General features: G+C 59.4%; 14 protein-coding genes. 6 read left to right on the forward strand and 8 right to left on the reverse strand.

Features of this window, described 5'->3' with window-relative positions; all coding sequences use genetic code 11:
• The first annotated feature begins 11 nt into the window (after window positions 1–11).
• Genes RHM68_RS12195 through RHM68_RS12205 form a run of 3 tightly spaced genes read left to right on the forward strand, consistent with a single transcriptional unit; the run spans window position 12 to window position 3179 of the window.
• Complete coding sequence (locus RHM68_RS12195; RefSeq protein ID WP_322223278.1) at window positions 12–1205, forward strand: acetyl-CoA C-acyltransferase; 1194 nt, start codon at window positions 12–14, stop codon at window positions 1203–1205.
• A gap of 59 nt (window positions 1206–1264) precedes the next feature.
• Complete coding sequence (locus RHM68_RS12200) at window positions 1265–2392, forward strand: acyl-CoA dehydrogenase (RefSeq protein ID WP_322223280.1); 1128 nt, start codon at window positions 1265–1267, stop codon at window positions 2390–2392.
• Window positions 2393–2405: 13 nt separating this feature from the next.
• Window positions 2406–3179, forward strand: a complete 774-nt coding sequence (locus tag RHM68_RS12205) for an enoyl-CoA hydratase (RefSeq protein WP_322223283.1) — start codon at window positions 2406–2408, stop codon at window positions 3177–3179.
• Window positions 3180–3272: 93 nt separating this feature from the next.
• Here RHM68_RS12205 and RHM68_RS12210 read toward each other — a convergent pair whose 3' ends face one another.
• From RHM68_RS12210 to RHM68_RS12240, 7 genes are all read right to left on the reverse strand, one after another.
• Window positions 3273–4424, reverse strand: a complete 1152-nt coding sequence (locus RHM68_RS12210) for an acyl-CoA dehydrogenase family protein (RefSeq protein WP_322223285.1) — start codon at window positions 4422–4424, stop codon at window positions 3273–3275.
• 3 nt (window positions 4425–4427) lie between these two features.
• Entirely contained in the window at window positions 4428–5534 is a 1107-nt protein-coding gene (locus RHM68_RS12215) for an enoyl-CoA hydratase/isomerase family protein (RefSeq protein WP_322223287.1), read from the reverse strand.
• Between the two features lie 296 nt (window positions 5535–5830).
• The gene (locus RHM68_RS12220; protein ID WP_322223289.1) at window positions 5831–6946 is read right to left on the reverse strand and encodes a Gfo/Idh/MocA family oxidoreductase; all 1116 of its coding nucleotides are present in this window, start codon (window positions 6944–6946) and stop codon (window positions 5831–5833) included.
• A gap of 190 nt (window positions 6947–7136) precedes the next feature.
• Window positions 7137–7904, reverse strand: coding sequence for an SDR family oxidoreductase (locus RHM68_RS12225; protein ID WP_322223290.1), 768 nt, complete (start codon window positions 7902–7904; stop codon window positions 7137–7139).
• Between the two features lie 44 nt (window positions 7905–7948).
• A complete protein-coding gene (locus RHM68_RS12230) occupies window positions 7949–9016 on the reverse strand; it encodes a phosphotransferase family protein (protein WP_322223292.1) in 1068 nt (355 codons plus the stop codon).
• Between the two features lie 212 nt (window positions 9017–9228).
• Complete coding sequence (locus RHM68_RS12235; protein WP_322223295.1) at window positions 9229–10197, reverse strand: 2-hydroxyacid dehydrogenase; 969 nt, start codon at window positions 10195–10197, stop codon at window positions 9229–9231.
• 297 nt (window positions 10198–10494) lie between these two features.
• Window positions 10495–10875: a tautomerase family protein gene (locus RHM68_RS12240; RefSeq protein ID WP_322223297.1), complete on the reverse strand. Its 381-nt coding sequence runs from the start codon at window positions 10873–10875 to the stop codon at window positions 10495–10497.
• A 301-nt stretch (window positions 10876–11176) separates the two neighbouring features.
• Between RHM68_RS12240 and RHM68_RS12245 the strand changes: the two genes are divergently transcribed.
• The 3 genes from RHM68_RS12245 to RHM68_RS12255 all read left to right on the forward strand — a co-directional run bounded on the left by RHM68_RS12245 (window position 11177) and on the right by RHM68_RS12255 (window position 15008).
• Complete coding sequence (locus RHM68_RS12245; RefSeq protein WP_322223299.1) at window positions 11177–12457, forward strand: serine/threonine transporter; 1281 nt, start codon at window positions 11177–11179, stop codon at window positions 12455–12457.
• Between the two features lie 264 nt (window positions 12458–12721).
• Window positions 12722–13339 (forward strand): ParB-like protein, encoded by a 618-nt coding sequence (locus tag RHM68_RS12250; protein ID WP_322223302.1) that lies wholly within the window; start codon window positions 12722–12724, stop codon window positions 13337–13339.
• Window positions 13329–15008 (forward strand): SulP family inorganic anion transporter, encoded by a 1680-nt coding sequence (locus RHM68_RS12255; RefSeq protein ID WP_322223303.1) that lies wholly within the window; start codon window positions 13329–13331, stop codon window positions 15006–15008. The genes RHM68_RS12250 and RHM68_RS12255 overlap by 11 nt, the downstream gene beginning before the upstream one ends.
• A gap of 51 nt (window positions 15009–15059) precedes the next feature.
• Here the strand turns inward: RHM68_RS12255 and acnB are convergent, their stop codons facing one another.
• Window positions 15060–17669, reverse strand: a complete 2610-nt coding sequence (gene acnB, locus RHM68_RS12260) for a bifunctional aconitate hydratase 2/2-methylisocitrate dehydratase (RefSeq protein WP_322223775.1) — start codon at window positions 17667–17669, stop codon at window positions 15060–15062.
• Between the last annotated feature and the right edge of the window lie 160 nt (window positions 17670–17829).

The raw sequence follows: 17829 nt of genomic DNA on the forward strand, positions 1-17829 counted from the left end.
GGAGTTTTGTCATGACCATTGCCAACGATCCGATTGTTATCGTCAGTGCCGTCCGCACCCCGATGGGCGGTTTTCAGGGTGAGTTGAAAAGCCTGAGTGCGCCGCAACTGGGCGCTGCCGCGATTCGCGCCGCGGTCGACAGGGCCGGTGTGGCGCCGGATGCGGTAGACGAAGTGTTGTTCGGCTGCGTCCTGGCGGCGGGCCTCGGCCAGGCCCCGGCGCGCCAGGCCGCACTGGGCGCTGGGCTGGATAAGTCGACCCGTTGCACGACCCTGAACAAGATGTGCGGTTCGGGCATGGAAGCGACCCTCCTGGCCCACGACATGCTGATTGCCGGTAGCGCCGACGTAGTGGTCGCCGGGGGCATGGAGAGCATGTCCAACGCACCTTATCTGCTGGACCGTGCCCGCAGCGGTTACCGCATGGGCCACGGCCGGGTGCTCGATCACATGTTTCTTGACGGTCTTGAAGACGCTTACGACAAAGGTCGCCTGATGGGCACTTTTGCTGAAGATTGTGCCGAGGCCAATGGCTTTACCCGTGAAGCACAGGATGCGTTCGCCATTGCATCGACGACGCGCGCGCAACACGCGATCAAGGACGGCAGCTTCAAGGCCGAAATCGTGCCGTTGACGGTTACCGTCGGCAAAGAACAGGTGCTGATCAGCAACGATGAACAGCCACCGAAAGCCAAGCTCGACAAGATTGCCTCGCTAAAACCAGCGTTCCGCGAGGGCGGTACCGTGACGGCGGCAAACTCCAGTTCGATCTCCGACGGCGCAGCCGCGTTGGTGCTGATGCGTCGTTCGCACGCCGAAAAAAATGGCCTCAAACCGTTGGCCGTTATCCATGGCCACGCAGCATTTGCTGATACTCCGGGCCTGTTCCCGGTGGCACCCGTGGGGGCGATCACACAGCTGATGAAAAAAACCGGCTGGTCGTTGGCTGATGTCGAGTTGTTTGAAATCAACGAAGCGTTCGCCGTGGTCAGTTTGGTGACCATGAGCAAGCTGGACATTCCCCACGCTAAGGTCAACGTCCACGGCGGCGCGTGCGCCTTGGGCCATCCGATCGGTGCATCAGGCGCGCGAATTCTGGTGACCCTGCTCTCGGCTCTGCGCCAAAAAGGCCTGAAGCGCGGCGTTGCAGCGATCTGCATCGGCGGCGGTGAAGCCACGGCCATGGCCGTTGAGTGTCTGTATTGAGCGTGATGCAAGCCTATGTCACAGGGTTTCGCATTCAGTTTATTTTTTAAGGATTTGGCATGATTCCCAATGACGAGCAACTTCAGATCAGTGACGCGGCCCGGCAGTTTGCCCAAGAGCGGTTGAAGCCGTTCTCCGCCGAATGGGACCGTGAACATCGCTTCCCCAAGGAGGCCATTGCAGAAATGGCCGAACTCGGTTTCTTCGGCATGCTGGTGCCCGAAGAGTGGGGCGGTTGCGACACCGGCTATTTGGCCTATGCCATGGCCCTTGAAGAAATCGCCGCCGGTGACGGTGCTTGCTCGACCATCATGAGCGTTCACAACTCGGTGGGTTGCGTGCCGATCCTCAAGTACGGCAACGATGATCAGAAAGAACGCTTCCTCAAGCCCCTGGCCAGCGGTGCGATGCTCGGCGCGTTTGCCCTGACCGAACCGCAGGCTGGCTCCGATGCCAGCGGCCTGAAAACCAGGGCTCGGCTGGAAGGCGATCACTACGTGCTCAATGGCTGCAAACAGTTCATCACCTCCGGGCAAAACGCCGGGGTGGTGATCGTGTTCGCAGTGACGGACCCGAGTGCCGGAAAACGCGGGATCACTGCGCTGATCGTGCCCACCGACTCACCGGGCTACAGCGTGGCGCGTGTTGAGGACAAGCTCGGCCAACATGCCTCCGATACTTGCCAAATTCTGTTCGACGACGTGAAAGTCGCCGTGGCTAATCGGTTGGGCGAGGAGGGTGAAGGGTATCGAATCGCCCTGGCCAACCTCGAAGGCGGGCGAGTCGGTATTGCCTCGCAAGCGGTGGGCATGGCCCGCGCGGCGTTCGAAGCCGCCCGAGACTATGCCCGCGAGCGAGAAAGTTTCGGCAAGCCGATCATCGAGCATCAGGCGGTGGCATTCCGCTTGGCCGACATGGCGACCCAGATCGCCGTGGCGCGGCAGATGGTGCATTACGCCGCGGCGCTGCGTGACAGCGGTAAACCGGCGCTGGTAGAGGCGTCGATGGCCAAGCTGTTCGCCTCGGAAATGGCTGAGAAGGTGTGCTCTGCGGCGTTGCAAACCCTGGGCGGTTACGGTTATCTGAACGACTTCCCGCTGGAGCGGATTTACCGCGATGTGCGGGTCTGCCAGATCTACGAAGGCACCAGCGATATTCAGCGCATGGTCATTTCGCGCAATCTTTGAAAGGAACTTACACGTGAGCTACGAAACGATTTTGTTGGAAACCCGAGGCCGTGTTGGCCTGATTACTCTCAACCGTCCGCAAGCGTTGAATGCGTTGAACGTGCAACTGGTCAGCGAATTGAACCGCGCCCTCGATGGCCTGGAAGCCGATTCGAACATAGGTTGCATCGTGCTGACGGGCTCAAAAAAAGCCTTTGCGGCGGGCGCCGACATCAAGGAAATGGCCGAGCTGACCTATCCGCAGATCTACCTCGACGACCTGTTCAGTGACAGTGACCGCGTGGCCAACCGCCGCAAGCCGATCATCGCTGCCGTCAATGGCTTTGCCTTGGGCGGTGGGTGTGAGTTGGCGCTGATGTGCGACTTCATTCTGGCGGGCGACAACGCCCGCTTCGGTCAGCCGGAAATCAACCTTGGCGTGCTACCAGGCATGGGCGGGACTCAGCGTCTGACCCGTGCGGTGGGCAAGGCCAAAGCCATGGAAATGTGCCTCAGCGGCCGTTTGATCGATGCGGTGGAAGCGGAGCGTTGCGGGATTGTGGCGCGCATTGTGCCGAGCGATGAGCTGCTGGACGAAGCACTGAAAGTCGCCGCGCTGATCGCCAGGAAGTCGTTACCGATAGCCATGATGGTCAAGGAAAGCGTAAACCGTGCGTTTGAAGTCAGCCTCTCCGAAGGTGTGCGCTTCGAGCGTCGGGTATTCCACGCGGCGTTTGCCACGCAAGATCAGAAGGAAGGAATGGCGGCGTTTATTGATAAGCGTGAGGCACAGTTTCAAGGCAAGTGAAACGCTTGCACGAGCAGGCTCGGCCCAACAGGGACCTTGTCAACACTGAAGGTCCACGTTTGGAGCGAGCCTGCTTGCGGGGCGTCTCAGCGGTTAAACCAAGTAATTTTTGAGTTCGCGAGCAATCACCATGCGCTGGATCTCGCTCGACCCTTCATAAATTTGTGTGATCCGCGCATCCCGGTAGTAACGCTCAACCGGGTAGTCCTCGAGGTACCCATACCCGCCGTGAATCTGCAGCGCCGATGAGCAGACTTTTTCGGCCATTTCCGAGGCGAACAGCTTGGCCTGGGAGGCTTCCGACAGGCAGGGTTTACCGGCGCTGCGCAACCGTGCCGCGTGCAGGATCAACAGGCGTGCGGCGTTCAATCGGGTGTGCATGTCCGCCAGCAGGTTGGCGATGCTCTGGTGCTCGATGATGGGTTTGTCGAACTGCACCCGATCCCGCGAATAGGCCAGCGCGGCCTCGAACGCTGCACGGGCGATGCCCAAGGCCTGCGCGGCAATGCCGATGCGTCCGCCTTCGAGGTTGGAGAGGGCAATGGCCAGGCCTTTGCCGCGCTCGCCCAGCAGGTTGGCTTCGGGCAGGGTGCAATTGCTCAAGGTCACTGCGCAGGTATCGGACGCGCGGATGCCCATCTTGTGTTCGGTGCGGTCAACGATGAACCCTGGGGTGTTGGTCGGGACTAGAAAGGCGGAAATACCTTTTTTGCCCAGGTCGGGGTCCGTCACGGCAAACACGATCGCCAGCTTCGCCCGTTTGCCGTTGCTGACGAATTGTTTAGCGCCGTTGATCACCCATTGGCCGTCCCGCAGTTCAGCGCGGGTGCGCAGGTTGTGGGCCTCGGAACCGGCTTGCGGTTCGGTCAGGCAAAAGCAACCAATGACTTTTCCGCTGGCCAGGTCTGGCAGCCAAGTCTGTTTTTGTTCTTGTGTGCCGTAGTTGAGCACCGGCCCGCAGCCAACGGAGTTGTGAATACTCATCAACGCCCCCGTGGCGCCATCGCCAGCGGAGATTTCCTCTACTGCCAAGGCGTAGGCGACGTAGTCGATATAGGTGCCGCCCCATTCTTCCGGGACCACCATGCCCAGCAGGCCCAGGTCGCCCATCTGTGCCACCAGCGCGTCGTCGATCCAGCCGGCCTTTTCCCAGGCTTGCGCGTGGGGCGCGATTTCGCCTCGGGCGAAGTCCCTTGCCATGTCGCGGATCATCACTTGCTCTTCGCTTAATTCAATATCGTGCATGGCTCAGCTCCCGCTCTGCTCAAAACCGCTGAAGAAACTCTCAACGTGCTCGGCGTCGAGCGCCTGCAAGGTCGGCGGGTTCCAGCGGGGGGTCTTGTCTTTGTCGATCAACAAGGCACGAACGCCTTCGATCAGGTCGCCGCGCTCGAACCATTGGCGGTCCAGGTGCAGCTCAAGGGCGAAGCACTGTTCGAGGCTCAGGCGGCGACCGCGGCGGAGCATTTGCAGGGTCACACCCATGGCCAGCGGGGAGCGGCTTTGCAGCAGGTCAGCAGTTGTTGTCGCCCATTCGTGGCTGTCGGCGACGGTCACTTCGCGTAGTTGCTCGACCATGCTCGGGACATCAGGCAGGGCGAAGAAGTGGTCGATGGCCGGACGCAGTTGACTCAACGGTGCGTCGGGCAGGTGCTGCACGGCAAGTTTGGCCAGCACACCTTGCAGGTCTTTGAGCGGTGTTTCGTGCCATTCAAGGTGATTGAGTTGTTCGTCCAGACGGCCCAGTTGGGTGCTGTCGAGGTACCAGTCGGCCAACCCGCAATACAGTGCATCGGCGGCGCGAATCTGTACACCGCTGACGCCCAGGTAAATCCCCAGTTCGCCAGGGATGCGCGACAGGAAGTAGCTGCCGCCGACATCGGGGAAGTAACCGATGGCCACTTCCGGCATTGCCAGGCGGCTGCGCTCGGTCACCACCCGAAGATCGGCACCTTGCACCAGGCCCATGCCGCCGCCCAATACAAAACCGTCCATCAAGGCGAGGACCGGCTTGCGGTAGTGATGAATGGCGAGGTCGAGGGCGTATTCCTCAACGAAAAAGTCTTCATGCAGGGTGTCGCCGCTTTTGAAACTGTCGTACAGCGAGCGGATGTCGCCCCCGGCGCAGAAAGCCTTTTCACCGGCTCCGCGCAACACAACGGCATACACCTGGGCGTCTTCGGCCCAGGCATCGAGCTGGCGTTGCAGGCTGCGAACCATGCCCAGGGTAATGGCGTTGAGCCCGGTTGGGCGGTTGAGGGTGAGGTAGCCGATGTGATTGCGAATCTCGGCCAGCACTTCATTTTGCACGGCGTCCATGGCCTGTGCCCCCTGGGATGAAACCTGAGCAGTCATCGATAACTCCCTGCTTTTATTGTTCTTTATAGACAAGCTCGCGCGCGAGCGATGCTGGATCGTAGCAGCGCAAATTTGCCCTGTACAACCCCGATACGTGCAGGTCCCGTCTGCATTTTTGCAAGGCCGACAGTTGATTTTCTCTGCGCGCGGATCCAGCAGAAACACCTTGGCGCTCTGGGCTTCTAAAACCGTTGATTTTCGCGTTGCGAGCGCTGTGCTGATCGCGTAACACCTGCGCTCGGCTCTGGGCCAGGCGCCCAAGGGCCATGACGGCAACGCTCGGGCGCGTGGGCTTAGACCTCTTCTATCCTGACCCAGCGTGATTCGTCCGCAGCCAGGCGAATCGCTGTCGCCAGACGCTCGACTTCCCATGCTTGCTCGAAGTCGGTTCCGCCCTGGCTTTGTCCGGCCAGCGCCATCACGAGGTCATGTACTTCAAGTGTCTTGAGTTCGTTGTACCCCAACTGATGCCCTGGTGCCGGGCTGAACGCTGCGTAACCCGGCAGTTTCGGCCCGGCCAGCAAGCGCTGGAAGCCCTCCTGTCCGGCACGAAACAGACGCAATTCATTCAGGCGCTCCTGATCGAACGCCAAGGTGCCCAGGGTGCCGCTGATCTCGAAGCTCAAGTGATTCTTGTAGCCGTGCTTGAGCCAACTGCTGCTAAACGTGCCCCGTGCGCCATTAGCGAACCGCAGCAAGGCATGCACCTGATCGTCCACGGCAATGCTGCGCAATTGCAGGCTGCCAGTGGTGGCGGGGCGTTGCCGGTGTACGGTTTGGGTGTCGGCGCAGACCGCCTCGATATCGCCCACCAGGTACCGGGCCATGGCCAGCAAGTGACTGCCGAGGTCCGCTAACGCTCCGCCAGCGTGTTCGGCCTCGCAACGCCAGGACCAGGGGGAGGCCGCGTCGGCCATGAAGTCTTCGCTGAATTCACCCTGGAAACTGATGATGGCGCCCAACTCGCCGCTCTCGATCAGCTCGCGCGCCAGGCCGATCATTGGATTGTGTTGATAGTTGTAACCGACACGCGTCACCACGCCCGCCGTTTTAGCCGCCTGGCGCATGGCGTTGGCCTCTTGCAGATTAACCGCCAGGGGTTTTTCGCAATACACCGGTTTCCCGGCGGCGAGGGCGGCCATGGCCATGGGGTAGTGCAGGTGGTTCGGGGTGGTGATGGCAATCAGGTTGACGGCTGGGTCAGTGATCAGTTGCTGCCAGTCGCTATGGGCCCGCTCGAAACCCCAGGCATCGGCGCAGTGTCGGGCCCGTTGCGGGTCGGCGTCTGCCAGGGCGGCGAGTTTTAGCTTCAAGGGCAGCTCGAAGACCGCGCTGACGTTACGAAATGCCAAGGCGTGGGCACGGCCCATGAAGCCTGTGCCGATGAGTCCGATACCGAGTTCGCGCATAGCCGGGGTCCTTTTGGATTTTTGTTTTCAGGAGGGCTATTAATGGAATAAATATTCGTTATTTGCAAACGCTGGAATTAATTTTCTTTAAATGCCGCGCCAGTAAAAACGCTTTGCTCACTAGGGTGTATTCACTGACGAAAGAAAAAGGCAGCTCAAGCGCTGCCTTTCATCGATTCCGGTAACCGAATCAGGACAGAAAACCACCGTCCACGTTTAACGAAACCCCAGTGGTATAGCTGGAAGCATCACTGGCCAAATACAGCACTGCACCCGCCATTTCGCTGGGATCCGCCACCCGCTTGAGCGGGATCTGCGCCAGTGCCACCTTCAGAATCGCGTCATTCTTGACCAGCGCCGAGGCAAACTTGGTGTCGGTCAGGCCCGGCAGCAGGGCGTTACAGCGGATACCGAATGGCGCACATTCCTTGGCGAAGACTTTGGTCATGTTGATCACGGCGGCCTTGGTCACTGAGTAGATGCCCTGAAAGATTCCCGGCGAGATGCCATTGATCGAGGCGACGTTGATGATGCTGCCACCGCCGTTGTCGCGCATCAGCTTGCCGGCTTCGACCGACATGAAGAAATAGCCTCGGATGTTCACGTCGACGGTTTTCTGGAAGGCGCCGAGGTCGGTGTCCAACACATTACAGAACTGAGGGTTGGTCGCAGCATTATTGACGAGAATGTCCAGGCGCCCAAACTGCTCGCGGATGCCGGCGAAGACCTGCGTGATCTGCTCCATTTCACCAATGTGGCACGCGACAGCGGTTGCTTTACCGCCCGCAGCAATGATGGCGTCAGCGACATGTTGGCAGCCTTCAAGCTTGCGGCTCGAAACGATGACGTGCGCGCCTTGTTGGGCCAGCAGCTTGGCGATGGCTTCACCGATGCCACGGCTGGCGCCGGAGACGAAAGCGATCTTGCCGTCGAGGTCGAACAACTGAGTCTTGGACATGGGGTTCTCTTATAAAAAGTCTTGTTATTGGGCCAGGAGCGTAATCAAAGGCTGGATTTCTGAATGACCTGCAAGCTCATCTGTTCCAGCAGTGTGTTCATGTGTATGAACTGGGCAAAGCGTTTGTCCTGGGTCTGACCATGGAAGAAACGGTAGTAGATCTGCTGCACGATGCCGGCCAGACGGAACAGGCCATAGGTGTAGTAGAAGTCGAAGTTGTCGATCTGGATGCCCGCGCGTTCGGCGTAGTAATCCACAAATTCACGGCGCGTCAGCATGCCCGGCGCGTGACTCGGCTGGCGACGCATCAGTTGTACGGGGGCAGGGTCACCGGCTTCGATCCAGTAGGCGAGGGTGTTGCCCAAGTCCATCAACGGGTCGCCGAGGGTCGTCAGTTCCCAATCGAGCACGCCGATGATGTGCATCGGGTTATGCGGATCGAGGATCACGTTGTCGAAGCGGTAGTCGTTATGGACGATGCTCGACGTCGGATGGTCGTCCGGCATCTTGTCGTTGAGCCAGGCTTTGACCGCCTCCCACTTCGGCGCATCCGGGGTCAGGGCTTTCTCGTAGCGATCACTCCAGCCTTTAATCTGCCGTGCGACGTAACCTTCGGGCTTGCCCAGATCGCCGAGGCCGAGGGCCTTGTAGTCGACCTGGTGCAGTTCGACGAACTTGTCGATGAAGCTTTTGCATAAGGCTTGGGTCTTTGCCGAGTCCAGGCCCAGCTCTGACGGCAACTCGGCGCGCAGAATGATGCCGTTCACCCGTTCCATCACGTAGAACTCGGCGCCAATCACCGATTCATCCGTGCAGTGTACGTAGGCTCTGGGGCAGTACGGAAAGCCGTCACGCAGTTGATTGAGAATTCGAAATTCGCGGCCCATGTCATGTGCGGACTTGGCCTTGTGGCCAAACGGCGGGCGACGCAGAACGAATTCTTGTTCGGGGTATTCGAGCAGATACGTCAGGTTCGAGGCCCCGCCGGGGAACTGACTGATGTGTGGTAAGCCGCTCAGCCCCGGAATATGGGCCTTGAGGTATGGATCGATCAGGCTGGCATCGAGTTCTTCGCCAGAGCGGACACGGGTGGACTGGTCAGTAAGCGCCATGCTTATCCCTTCTGCTTATTTTGGAGGCCAGACATCATTGGCTAATCTAATGGTGCACCCAGGGCGCCACAAGCATGGCGCGGTCTTATAGGTTAGCGTGTTGCCGGATAATCAGCGTTCCTGATGGCTTGGCGCGGACCGGGCAAGGGGCGCAGTTTCGCAACGACACGCTGAAGTGGGCTGCCCCAGCTTGGGGGGACTGGCACAAAGGCCTACAGGTTGTCTTGCAACGCGATTGGCGCCGGCAGCTCTATTGGGGTCAACACCGCTTGACCGGAAAAGAACGCCATCAGGTTTTTGCCTACCATCTCGACGGTTCCTTGTGTCGCCTCCGGGGACAACCCTGCGACATGGGGCGTGAGGATGACATTGGTCAAGGTTTTGAGGGCGTCGGGCACTGTCGGCTCGGCGTCGAACACATCCAGCGCAGCACCGCCAATCCGCCGTTGTTCCAATGCGCTGATCAGGTCAGCGGTCACCACCACACTGGCCCGGGCAATGTTGACCAGAAAACCTTTGGGCCCCAGGGCGTCCAGCACCTGGCGAGTGATCAAGTGCTGGGTGCCGAGCCCGCCAGGGGTGGCCACAATCAGGAAGTCCGAGGCCCGGGCCAGTTCGGTCGGTGTCGAGCAAAATGTATAAGGCACGTCGTCGCGATGGTGGCGGTTGTGGTAGCTCACGGTCATGTCGAAGCCAAGGGCGGCGCGTTTGGCGATGGCCATGCCGACCGCGCCGAGCCCGAGGATGCCCAAGCGTTTACCGGCCAGGGAAGGGCGCATGATTTTCGGCCACTCGCCCCGGCGCACGGCGGCATCGGCCCGTGGAATGTCACGCACCAGCGACAGCAGCAGCGCCATGGCGTGATCGGCAACCGAGGAGGCGTTGACCCCGGCGCCGTTGGTGACGGTGATCGCCCGGTCGCTGGCGGCTTGCAGGTCCACATGCTCGTAACCGGCCCCGATTACGCAGATGATCTTGAGCTGTGGCAGGACCGCAATTTCCTCGGCGTACAGCCCCAGTGGGCCTCGGGTCAGCACTGCATCAATCCGCTCACCCTGGCTGGCGATTGCCTGGGCGCGTTCGGCAGGTGTGGGCGCCAGGATCAGGTGAAAGCCCTGATGTTCGAGAATCGGCAAGTAGTCATTGATGGTTTCGACCAGTACCAGAACGGTTGCAGGCATGCGTGGCTCCTAGGGGCATCGGAATGGCGGGGGGGCTCTACACTCGCCCCAGATTGCTTATTGCGGCGCGGTTTGGCAATCGACCTGCATATCAATGATTGAAAGGGCTGAAGACATGGTGTTTCTTCTTCAAGGTCTTACGGAGCGTGCCGACCGGACGGGAGAAACAACAAGCCCCGTGAAAGTCCTGACCAAGAAACAAGCCACGTGGCGGCCTCAATGATCACTTCGCGATTGCGCTCGGCTTGCTTGGGTGAGACTCGGAGCATCTGATGCTCGCGCAATAAAGGGTTGAACTCAGGCGTACTGGGCGATGCCGTTGCCGAATGACCAATTTTCTTTTTTTACTTCTACCAGATTGATAAAAACGTCTTCGAGCCGCACTGCCAGTTCTGTGTGTAAGCGCTGGGCAATGGTTTGATAAAGGCTCTTTTTCTGTTCGGTGGTTCGACCTTCATTCAGGGTGATCTGAATGATCACTAGGTTATTAGTGCGATTGATACCTAGATACGCTGTATCGAAAATGAAATGCTCTTCATCGTGCTCGTTCAAAATCTGGAAATTGTCGTGTTCGGGCACGCCAATCGCTGTGCGCATCGCCTCGTAGACCAACTCGCCGATACGTTTGGCGTAAGTGGGGTCTTGCTGCTGTTTGATATCGATGCGAACGAGCGGCATGACAGAGCTCCGGACAGAATTGAGGTCACTCGAAAATACATGACAGCGAACATTTAACAAGCGTCGATGGTGATGGGGTCAAGCGCTACGGGCCTTGCACTTCCTTAAGGTCAAGACTGCGCAGTCACAATAAACCCGGTCTCTTGATCTGATCCGCACAACCGCTGCTCAGCTAAGTCTTTGCTTCTGCTCATTTATCCCGGACAATCGCGCCCCTGTTTCGGCCAGGGCGCTGCCTGTCGGATTTTTCTGACTCGTCCTGACCGGGTAGCAACTGACCGGAATGCGGAGATCCCACCGGATGAATGATCAGGCTAAAAGCGTCGACGAACGCTTTGAAGCGGCAGCACCAGCGAGCCTCACGAGCTGGAATCGCCATGACACCACTTGGATGCTGGGCCTGTTTGGCACGGCAATCGGGGCCGGTACGTTGTTTCTGCCGATCAACGCTGGGCTGGGCGGCTTCTGGCCGCTGCTGATCCTGGCAGTGCTGGCGTTCCCCATGACGTTCTACGCACACCGTGGCCTGACTCGCTTTGTGCTGTCTGGGCGCGAAGGTGCCGACATCACTGAGGTGGTGGAGGAACACTTCGGGATTCAGGCCGGTGCGCTGATCACCTTGCTCTACTTCCTGGCGATCTTTCCGATCCTGCTGATCTATAGCGTGGCCCTGACCAACACCGTGGGCAGTTTTCTCGAACACCAGTTGCACATCATGCCGCCGCCGCGCGCGCTGCTGTCGTTTGTGCTGATCCTCGGCCTATTGGCGGTAGTGCGCTGTGGTGAGCAAGCGATCGTCAAGGCCATGAGCCTGATGGTCTATCCGTTCATCGTCGCTCTGCTGTTTCTCGCCGTGTTTCTGATTCCTCACTGGAATGGTGGCATTCTCGCCACCGCGTCCACGCTGCCCGCGCCATCGGCGCTGCTACACACTCTGTGGCTGGCGATCCCGGTGATGGTGTTCTCGTTCAACCATTCGCCGATCATTTCGGCCTTTGCGGTGGACCAGAAGCGGCGGTACGGTGAACACGCCGAAGAGCGCAGCTCGCAAATCCTCTGCCGTGCCCACGTTTTGATGGTGGTGATGGTGCTGTTCTTTGTGTTCAGTTGCGTGCTGACCTTGTCGCCGGCACAACTGGCGGAAGCCAAAGCGCAGAATCTGTCGATCCTGTCGTACCTGGCCAATCACTTCAGCAACCCGACCATCGCCTTCGCGGCACCGTTGATTGCTTTCGTGGCCATTTCAAAATCGTTCCTGGGCCACTACATCGGCGCCAGCGAAGGGTTTAAAGGCCTGATCGTCAAGAGTGGTAAACGCCCGGCGGCCAAGACTCTGGACCGTATGACGGCGGCGTTCATGCTGGTGGTGTGCTGGATCGTTGCTACGTTGAACCCGAGCATTCTGGGCATGATCGAAACCTTGGGCGGCCCGGTCATTGCGGCGATTCTGTTTCTGATGCCGATGTATGCCATTCGCAAAGTGCCGGCCATGGCTCGCTATCGCGGTCAGGCGTCCAACGTGTTCGTGACGGCGGTGGGCCTGGTGGCGATTTCTGCGCTGATTTATTCGCTGACGGCTTGAGCTTAACTATTGGTGAATATTCTGCGTTGTCGCTCTCGCGGGTGGTGACTCGGTCTTAAGGCTGGCCCTGACTTTTTTCAGTCATGAAAAACGTCGCTCATCTCACGGTGCGCGGCGTTTTTTATTGCGGCTTTAAAATGCTCGGGCGCTGATTCAGAGCATACATCCCGTGGGATTAGCGGCTACTCTTGACGGTGCATTCGTGCCTCGTAGAGCGTTTGCCGGGGTTTCCCCGGTTTGTTTATCTGTCTTCGGAGACGCTTCATGGCTCGTGCCCATCCGCAACTGATCAGCGGCAAACTGGAAAAACTCCATCCCACGCAACTCACGGTCGGCCTGTCTGAAGTCGCGGCCAAGCGTCAGGAGTGGAAAAAGCTCAAACGCAAGGAGCGCGCAGTGGCGCTGGATAATCACTGGTTTCCCAGCGTCCTGGGGCCTGATGGTAATTACTACATCGTTGACCATCACCATTTCGGGTTGGCCCTGCTGCAAGAAGAGGTCAAGCGCGTCTCCTTGTTGGTGCTCAAGGACTTGTCGTTTGTCGACCCGGTGACGTTCTGGAATGTGATGAACTTCAACCAGTGGGCGCATCCCTATGACGGCCGTGGCGCCAGGCGTTCCTTTGAGGCTATCCCCAAACGTATCGTCGATCTGCAAGACGACCCTTATCGCAGCCTCGCCGGGCTGCTGCGTCGGGCCGGGGGCTACGCCAAGGACACCGCACCCTACAGTGAGTTTCTGTGGGCCGACTTCTTTCGCAGCCGCATTGCCGGTGACCTGATCAACGAACTGGGCCCCAAGCTCCAGGCCAAAGCCATGGGCCTGGCCCGCAGCCAAGAGGCTCGGTATCTGCCGGGGTGGGTGGGTCCGATTGCCGACTGAGCCACGCTCCGTTCCGGCACAGTTGCCAGCCGATGCGCCGAACCGTTGGCAGGACCTGTTAGCCGGGCTGTCGATTGCAGGCCTGTTGCTGCCAGAAGCGGTCGCCTATTCGAGCATCGCTGCGTTGCCACCCCAGGCCGGGGTAATTGCGTTATTTGCCGGCCTGCTGTGTTACGGACTTCTGGGCACCAGCCGGTTTGCCATCGTGTCCGCCACCTCGTCCTCGGCGGCGGTGTTGGCCGCTGCCACCGCCACGCTGGCCGGAGGTGACCCGGCGCTGCGCCTGACGCTGGCGATTGGGCTGGTCTTGGTCACTGGCGGGTTTTTTCTGCTGGCCGGGTTGTTAAAGCTCGGCAGTGTTACGTCGTTCATTGCCAAGCCGGTGTTGCGCGGGTTTGCGTTTGGGCTGGCGCTGACGATTATCCTCAAACAAGTCGCGAGCATCGTCGATGTGCCGTTGACCAACAGCAACCTGATCCGGTTTATGCCGCAATTGCTTGAGCAGTGGCCGCAGTGGAATGGTATCGGCGCACTGGTCGGGGTCGTGGCGTTGCTGGTGTTGGGGGTGTGCGCACGATTCAGGCGGGTGCCGGGTGGTTTGTTGGTAGTGGCGCTGGGTATTGCCGCCAGCCAGTGGCTAAACCTGCCGGACTACGGGGTGAAGCTGATCGGCGTCATCGACCTGAGCCTCGAAGTCCCGCACTTGCCGGTGTTGCCTTTTGCCGACTGGCTGCGTTTGGGTGAATTGGCGTTTGCCATGGTGATGATTCTTTACGCCGAATCCTTTGGGTCCATCAGTTCCTTTGCCCTCAAGCATGGCGATCGGGTCTCTTCGAACCGTGATTTGCTAGCGTTGGGCGCGGCCAACCTGCTGTCTGGCCTGTTCCATGGTATGCCGGCCGGTGCGGGTTACTCCGCAACGTCGGCCAATGAGGCCGCGGGTGCCAACTCCCGTTTAGCGGGCATCGTCGCGGCGGCGGTGGTGTTGGTCATTGTGCTGACGGTGTTGCCTTACATTGCGCTCACCCCCGAGCCGGTGCTGGCTGCCATCGTGATCCATGCCTTGGCGCGTGGCTTGAGCCTACAACCGTTGGGGCGCTACTTTATCTGGCGTCGTGACCGCGTATTGGTGATCAGTGCGGTGGCCGCCGTGTTGGTGCTCGGGGTACTCGACGGTTTGCTGCTGGGCGTGGCGATCAGTGTGGTGTTGATGTTGAAACAAATGTCATCGGCGGACATTCAGGTGCTGGGGCAGATGGGGGGCGGTCACGACTTTGTCGATTTACAACGCCATTCTCTGGCCCGCGAAATACCTGGGGTGCTGATTGTCCGGCCGAGCCAAGCGCTGTTTTTTGCCAACGTAGAGCGTATTTTGGGCGGCGCACTGCATTTGGTGCGGCACGCGTCATCGCCGATTCATACAGTCATTCTCAGCCTCGAAGAGTCCCCTGACCTGGATGGCACGAGTATCGAGGCGCTTGAGGCGTTCTTCTTGCAAGTACGGGCCGAAGACAAACTGCTGATTCTGGCGCGACTCAAGCAGGAGGCGCACATGGTACTTTCAAAATTGCCAGCGCAGGAGCGTGAGCAGGTCATGCTCAGCGATTTAAGCGTCGACGGTGCGGTGCAGCAAGCGCTCAAGCTGGTCGTGCAGTCTTTGCCTGCATAAAAAAACGCCGCCCCTCTCGCGATGGGCGGCGTTTTCTATTGCGTTGTAACCTTAGGCTTGAAGGACCGGAATCTTGGCATTCGCTGCTGCTTCACGGAACTCGGCGATCTGGTCGAAGGACAGGTAGCGGTAGACATCGGCCGCCATGCTGTCGATCTTGCCAGCGTATTCCATGTATTCCTCGACAGTCGGCAGGCGACCCAGGATGGAAGCCACAGACGCCAACTCAGCCGAAGCCAGGTAGACGTTCGCGCCGTCACCCAGACGGTTCGGGAAGTTACGGGTCGACGTCGACACCACAGTCGAGTTCGGTTCTACACGTGCCTGGTTACCCATGCACAGCGAGCAGCCTGGCATTTCCATGCGCGCGCCGGCCTTGCCGTAGATGCCGTAGTAGCCTTCTTCGGTCAGCTGGTGAGCGTCCATTTTGGTCGGCGGCGATAGCCACAGACGGGTTGGAAGCTGACCTTTGACCTGTTCCAGCAACTTACCGGCAGCGCGGAAGTGACCGATGTTGGTCATGCACGAACCGATGAACACTTCGTCGATTTTCTCGCCAGCAACGCTGGACAGCAGACGGGCGTCGTCCGGATCGTTTGGCGCGCAGAGCACAGGCTCTTTAATGTCGGCCAGGTCGATTTCGATGATTTCAGCGTATTCGGCGTCAGCATCGGCAACCATCAGCTCTGGGTTGGCAATCCAGGCTTCCATCGCTTGGGCACGACGTTCCAGGGTACGTGCATCGCCGTAGCCTTCGCCGATCATCCAGCGCAGCAGGGTGATGTTGGAACTCAGGTACTCGGTGATCGATTCTTTCGACAGCTTGATGGTGCAACCGGCAGCCGAACGTTCGGCCGAGGCGTCGGACAGCTCGAAAGCTTGTTCGATGCTCAAGTTGTCCAGGCCTTCGATTTCCAGGATGCGACCGGAGAAGGCGTTCTTCTTGCCTTTCTTCTCGACGGTCAGCAGGCCAGCCTGAATCGCGAAGTAAGGAATGGCGTGAACCAGGTCACGCAGAGTAACGCCCGGTTGCATCTTGCCTTTGAAACGCACCAGGATCGATTCCGGCATGTCCAACGGCATAACGCCAGTGGCAGCAGCAAACGCAACGAGGCCGGAACCGGCCGGGAACGAAATGCCCATCGGGAAACGGGTGTGCGAGTCACCACCAGTACCGACGGTGTCCGGCAGCAGCATGCGGTTCAGCCAGCTGTGGATGATGCCGTCGCCCGGACGCAGGGAAACGCCGCCGCGGGTCATGATGAAGTCTGGCAGGGTGTGGTGGGTGGTCACGTCGATCGGCTTAGGGTACGCCGCGGTGTGGCAGAACGACTGCATCACCAGATCGGTCGAGAAGCCCAGGCACGCCAGGTCTTTCAGTTCGTCACGGGTCATAGGACCGGTGGTGTCCTGGGAACCGACGGTGGTCATTTTCGGTTCGCAGTAGGTGCCAGGACGAACGCCTTTGCCTTCTGGTAGACCGCACGCCTTGCCGACCATTTTCTGTGCCAGGGTGAAACCCTTGCCGGTATCGACAGGTGCTTCAGGCAGTTTGAACAGATCGGTAGGGCCCAGGCCCAGCTCGGCGCGCGCCTTGTCGGTCAGACCGCGACCGATGATCAGCGGGATACGGCCGCCAGCACGAACTTCGTCCAACAGCACCGGGGTCTTCATTTCGAAGGTGGTCAGGACTTCGTCGGTGCCGTGTTTGCAGACTTTGCCAGCATGCGGGTACAGGTCGATCACGTCGCCCATGTTCATGTTGGTGACGTCGAACTCGATTGGCAGAGCGCCAGCATCTTCCATGGTGTTGTAGAAGATCGGAGCAATCTTGCTGCCGAAGCAGAAACCACCAGCGCGCTTGTTCGGCACGTTAGGAACGTCGTCGCCGAAGAACCACAGCACCGAGTTGGTCGCTGATTTACGCGAAGAACCGGTACCGACCACGTCACCGACGTAGGCAATAGGGAAGCCTTGACCGCGCATTTCTTCGATCTGCTTCATCGGGCCGGTCACGCCTTGGGCGTCAGGCACGATGCCTTCACGGGCCATTTTCAGCATGGCCAGGGCGTGCAGCGGAATGTCCGGGCGCGACCAAGCGTCTGGGGCAGGGGACAGGTCGTCGGTGTTGGTTTCGCCGGTGACCTTGAACACGCGCAGGCTGATCTTGTCGGCCAGGACAGGGCGGTTGCGGAACCACTCGCCGTCAGCCCAGGACTGGATCACGCCTTTGGCGTGTGCGTTGCCGTTCTGGGCTTTTTCCGCCACGTCGTGGAACGCATCGAACATCAGCAGGGTGTGCTTGAGTTGAGCGGCAGCGACTGGGGCCAGTTCGGCGCTGTCGAGCAGGTCAACCAGGGTCACGATGTTGTAGCCGCCCTGCATGGTGCCGAGCAGTTCAACAGCGCGTTTTTTGTCGATCAGGGGGGAAGTCGCTTCGCCTTTGGCCAGGGCCGACAGGAAACCAGCCTTTACGTAAGCTGCTTCGTCCACGCCAGGTGGAATGCGATTGGTGATCAGGTCAACGAGGAAAGCTTCTTCGCCAGCCGGGGGATTCTTCAGCAGCTCGACCAGGCCTGCAGTTTGTTCGGCGTTAAGCGGCTGGGGAACGATACCCAGTGCTGCACGCTCTTCGATATGTTTGCGGTAGGCTTCAAGCACAGTTATTACCCTCATCAGTGGTCCCAAATGGGTGTCCGGGACGCTCATCCCGAAATTACCGTACTCATGCGCTGCGTGGCGTTGTGGGCCACTTAGCCAGAATTACCGGCAATTCCTTACAGAAGCTGCTTTCAAAGTTTTACGCCTGCAGAACGGGGAG

The sequence above is a fragment of the Pseudomonas sp. DC1.2 genome (assembly GCF_034351645.1).
GTDB lineage: Bacteria > Pseudomonadota > Gammaproteobacteria > Pseudomonadales > Pseudomonadaceae > Aquipseudomonas.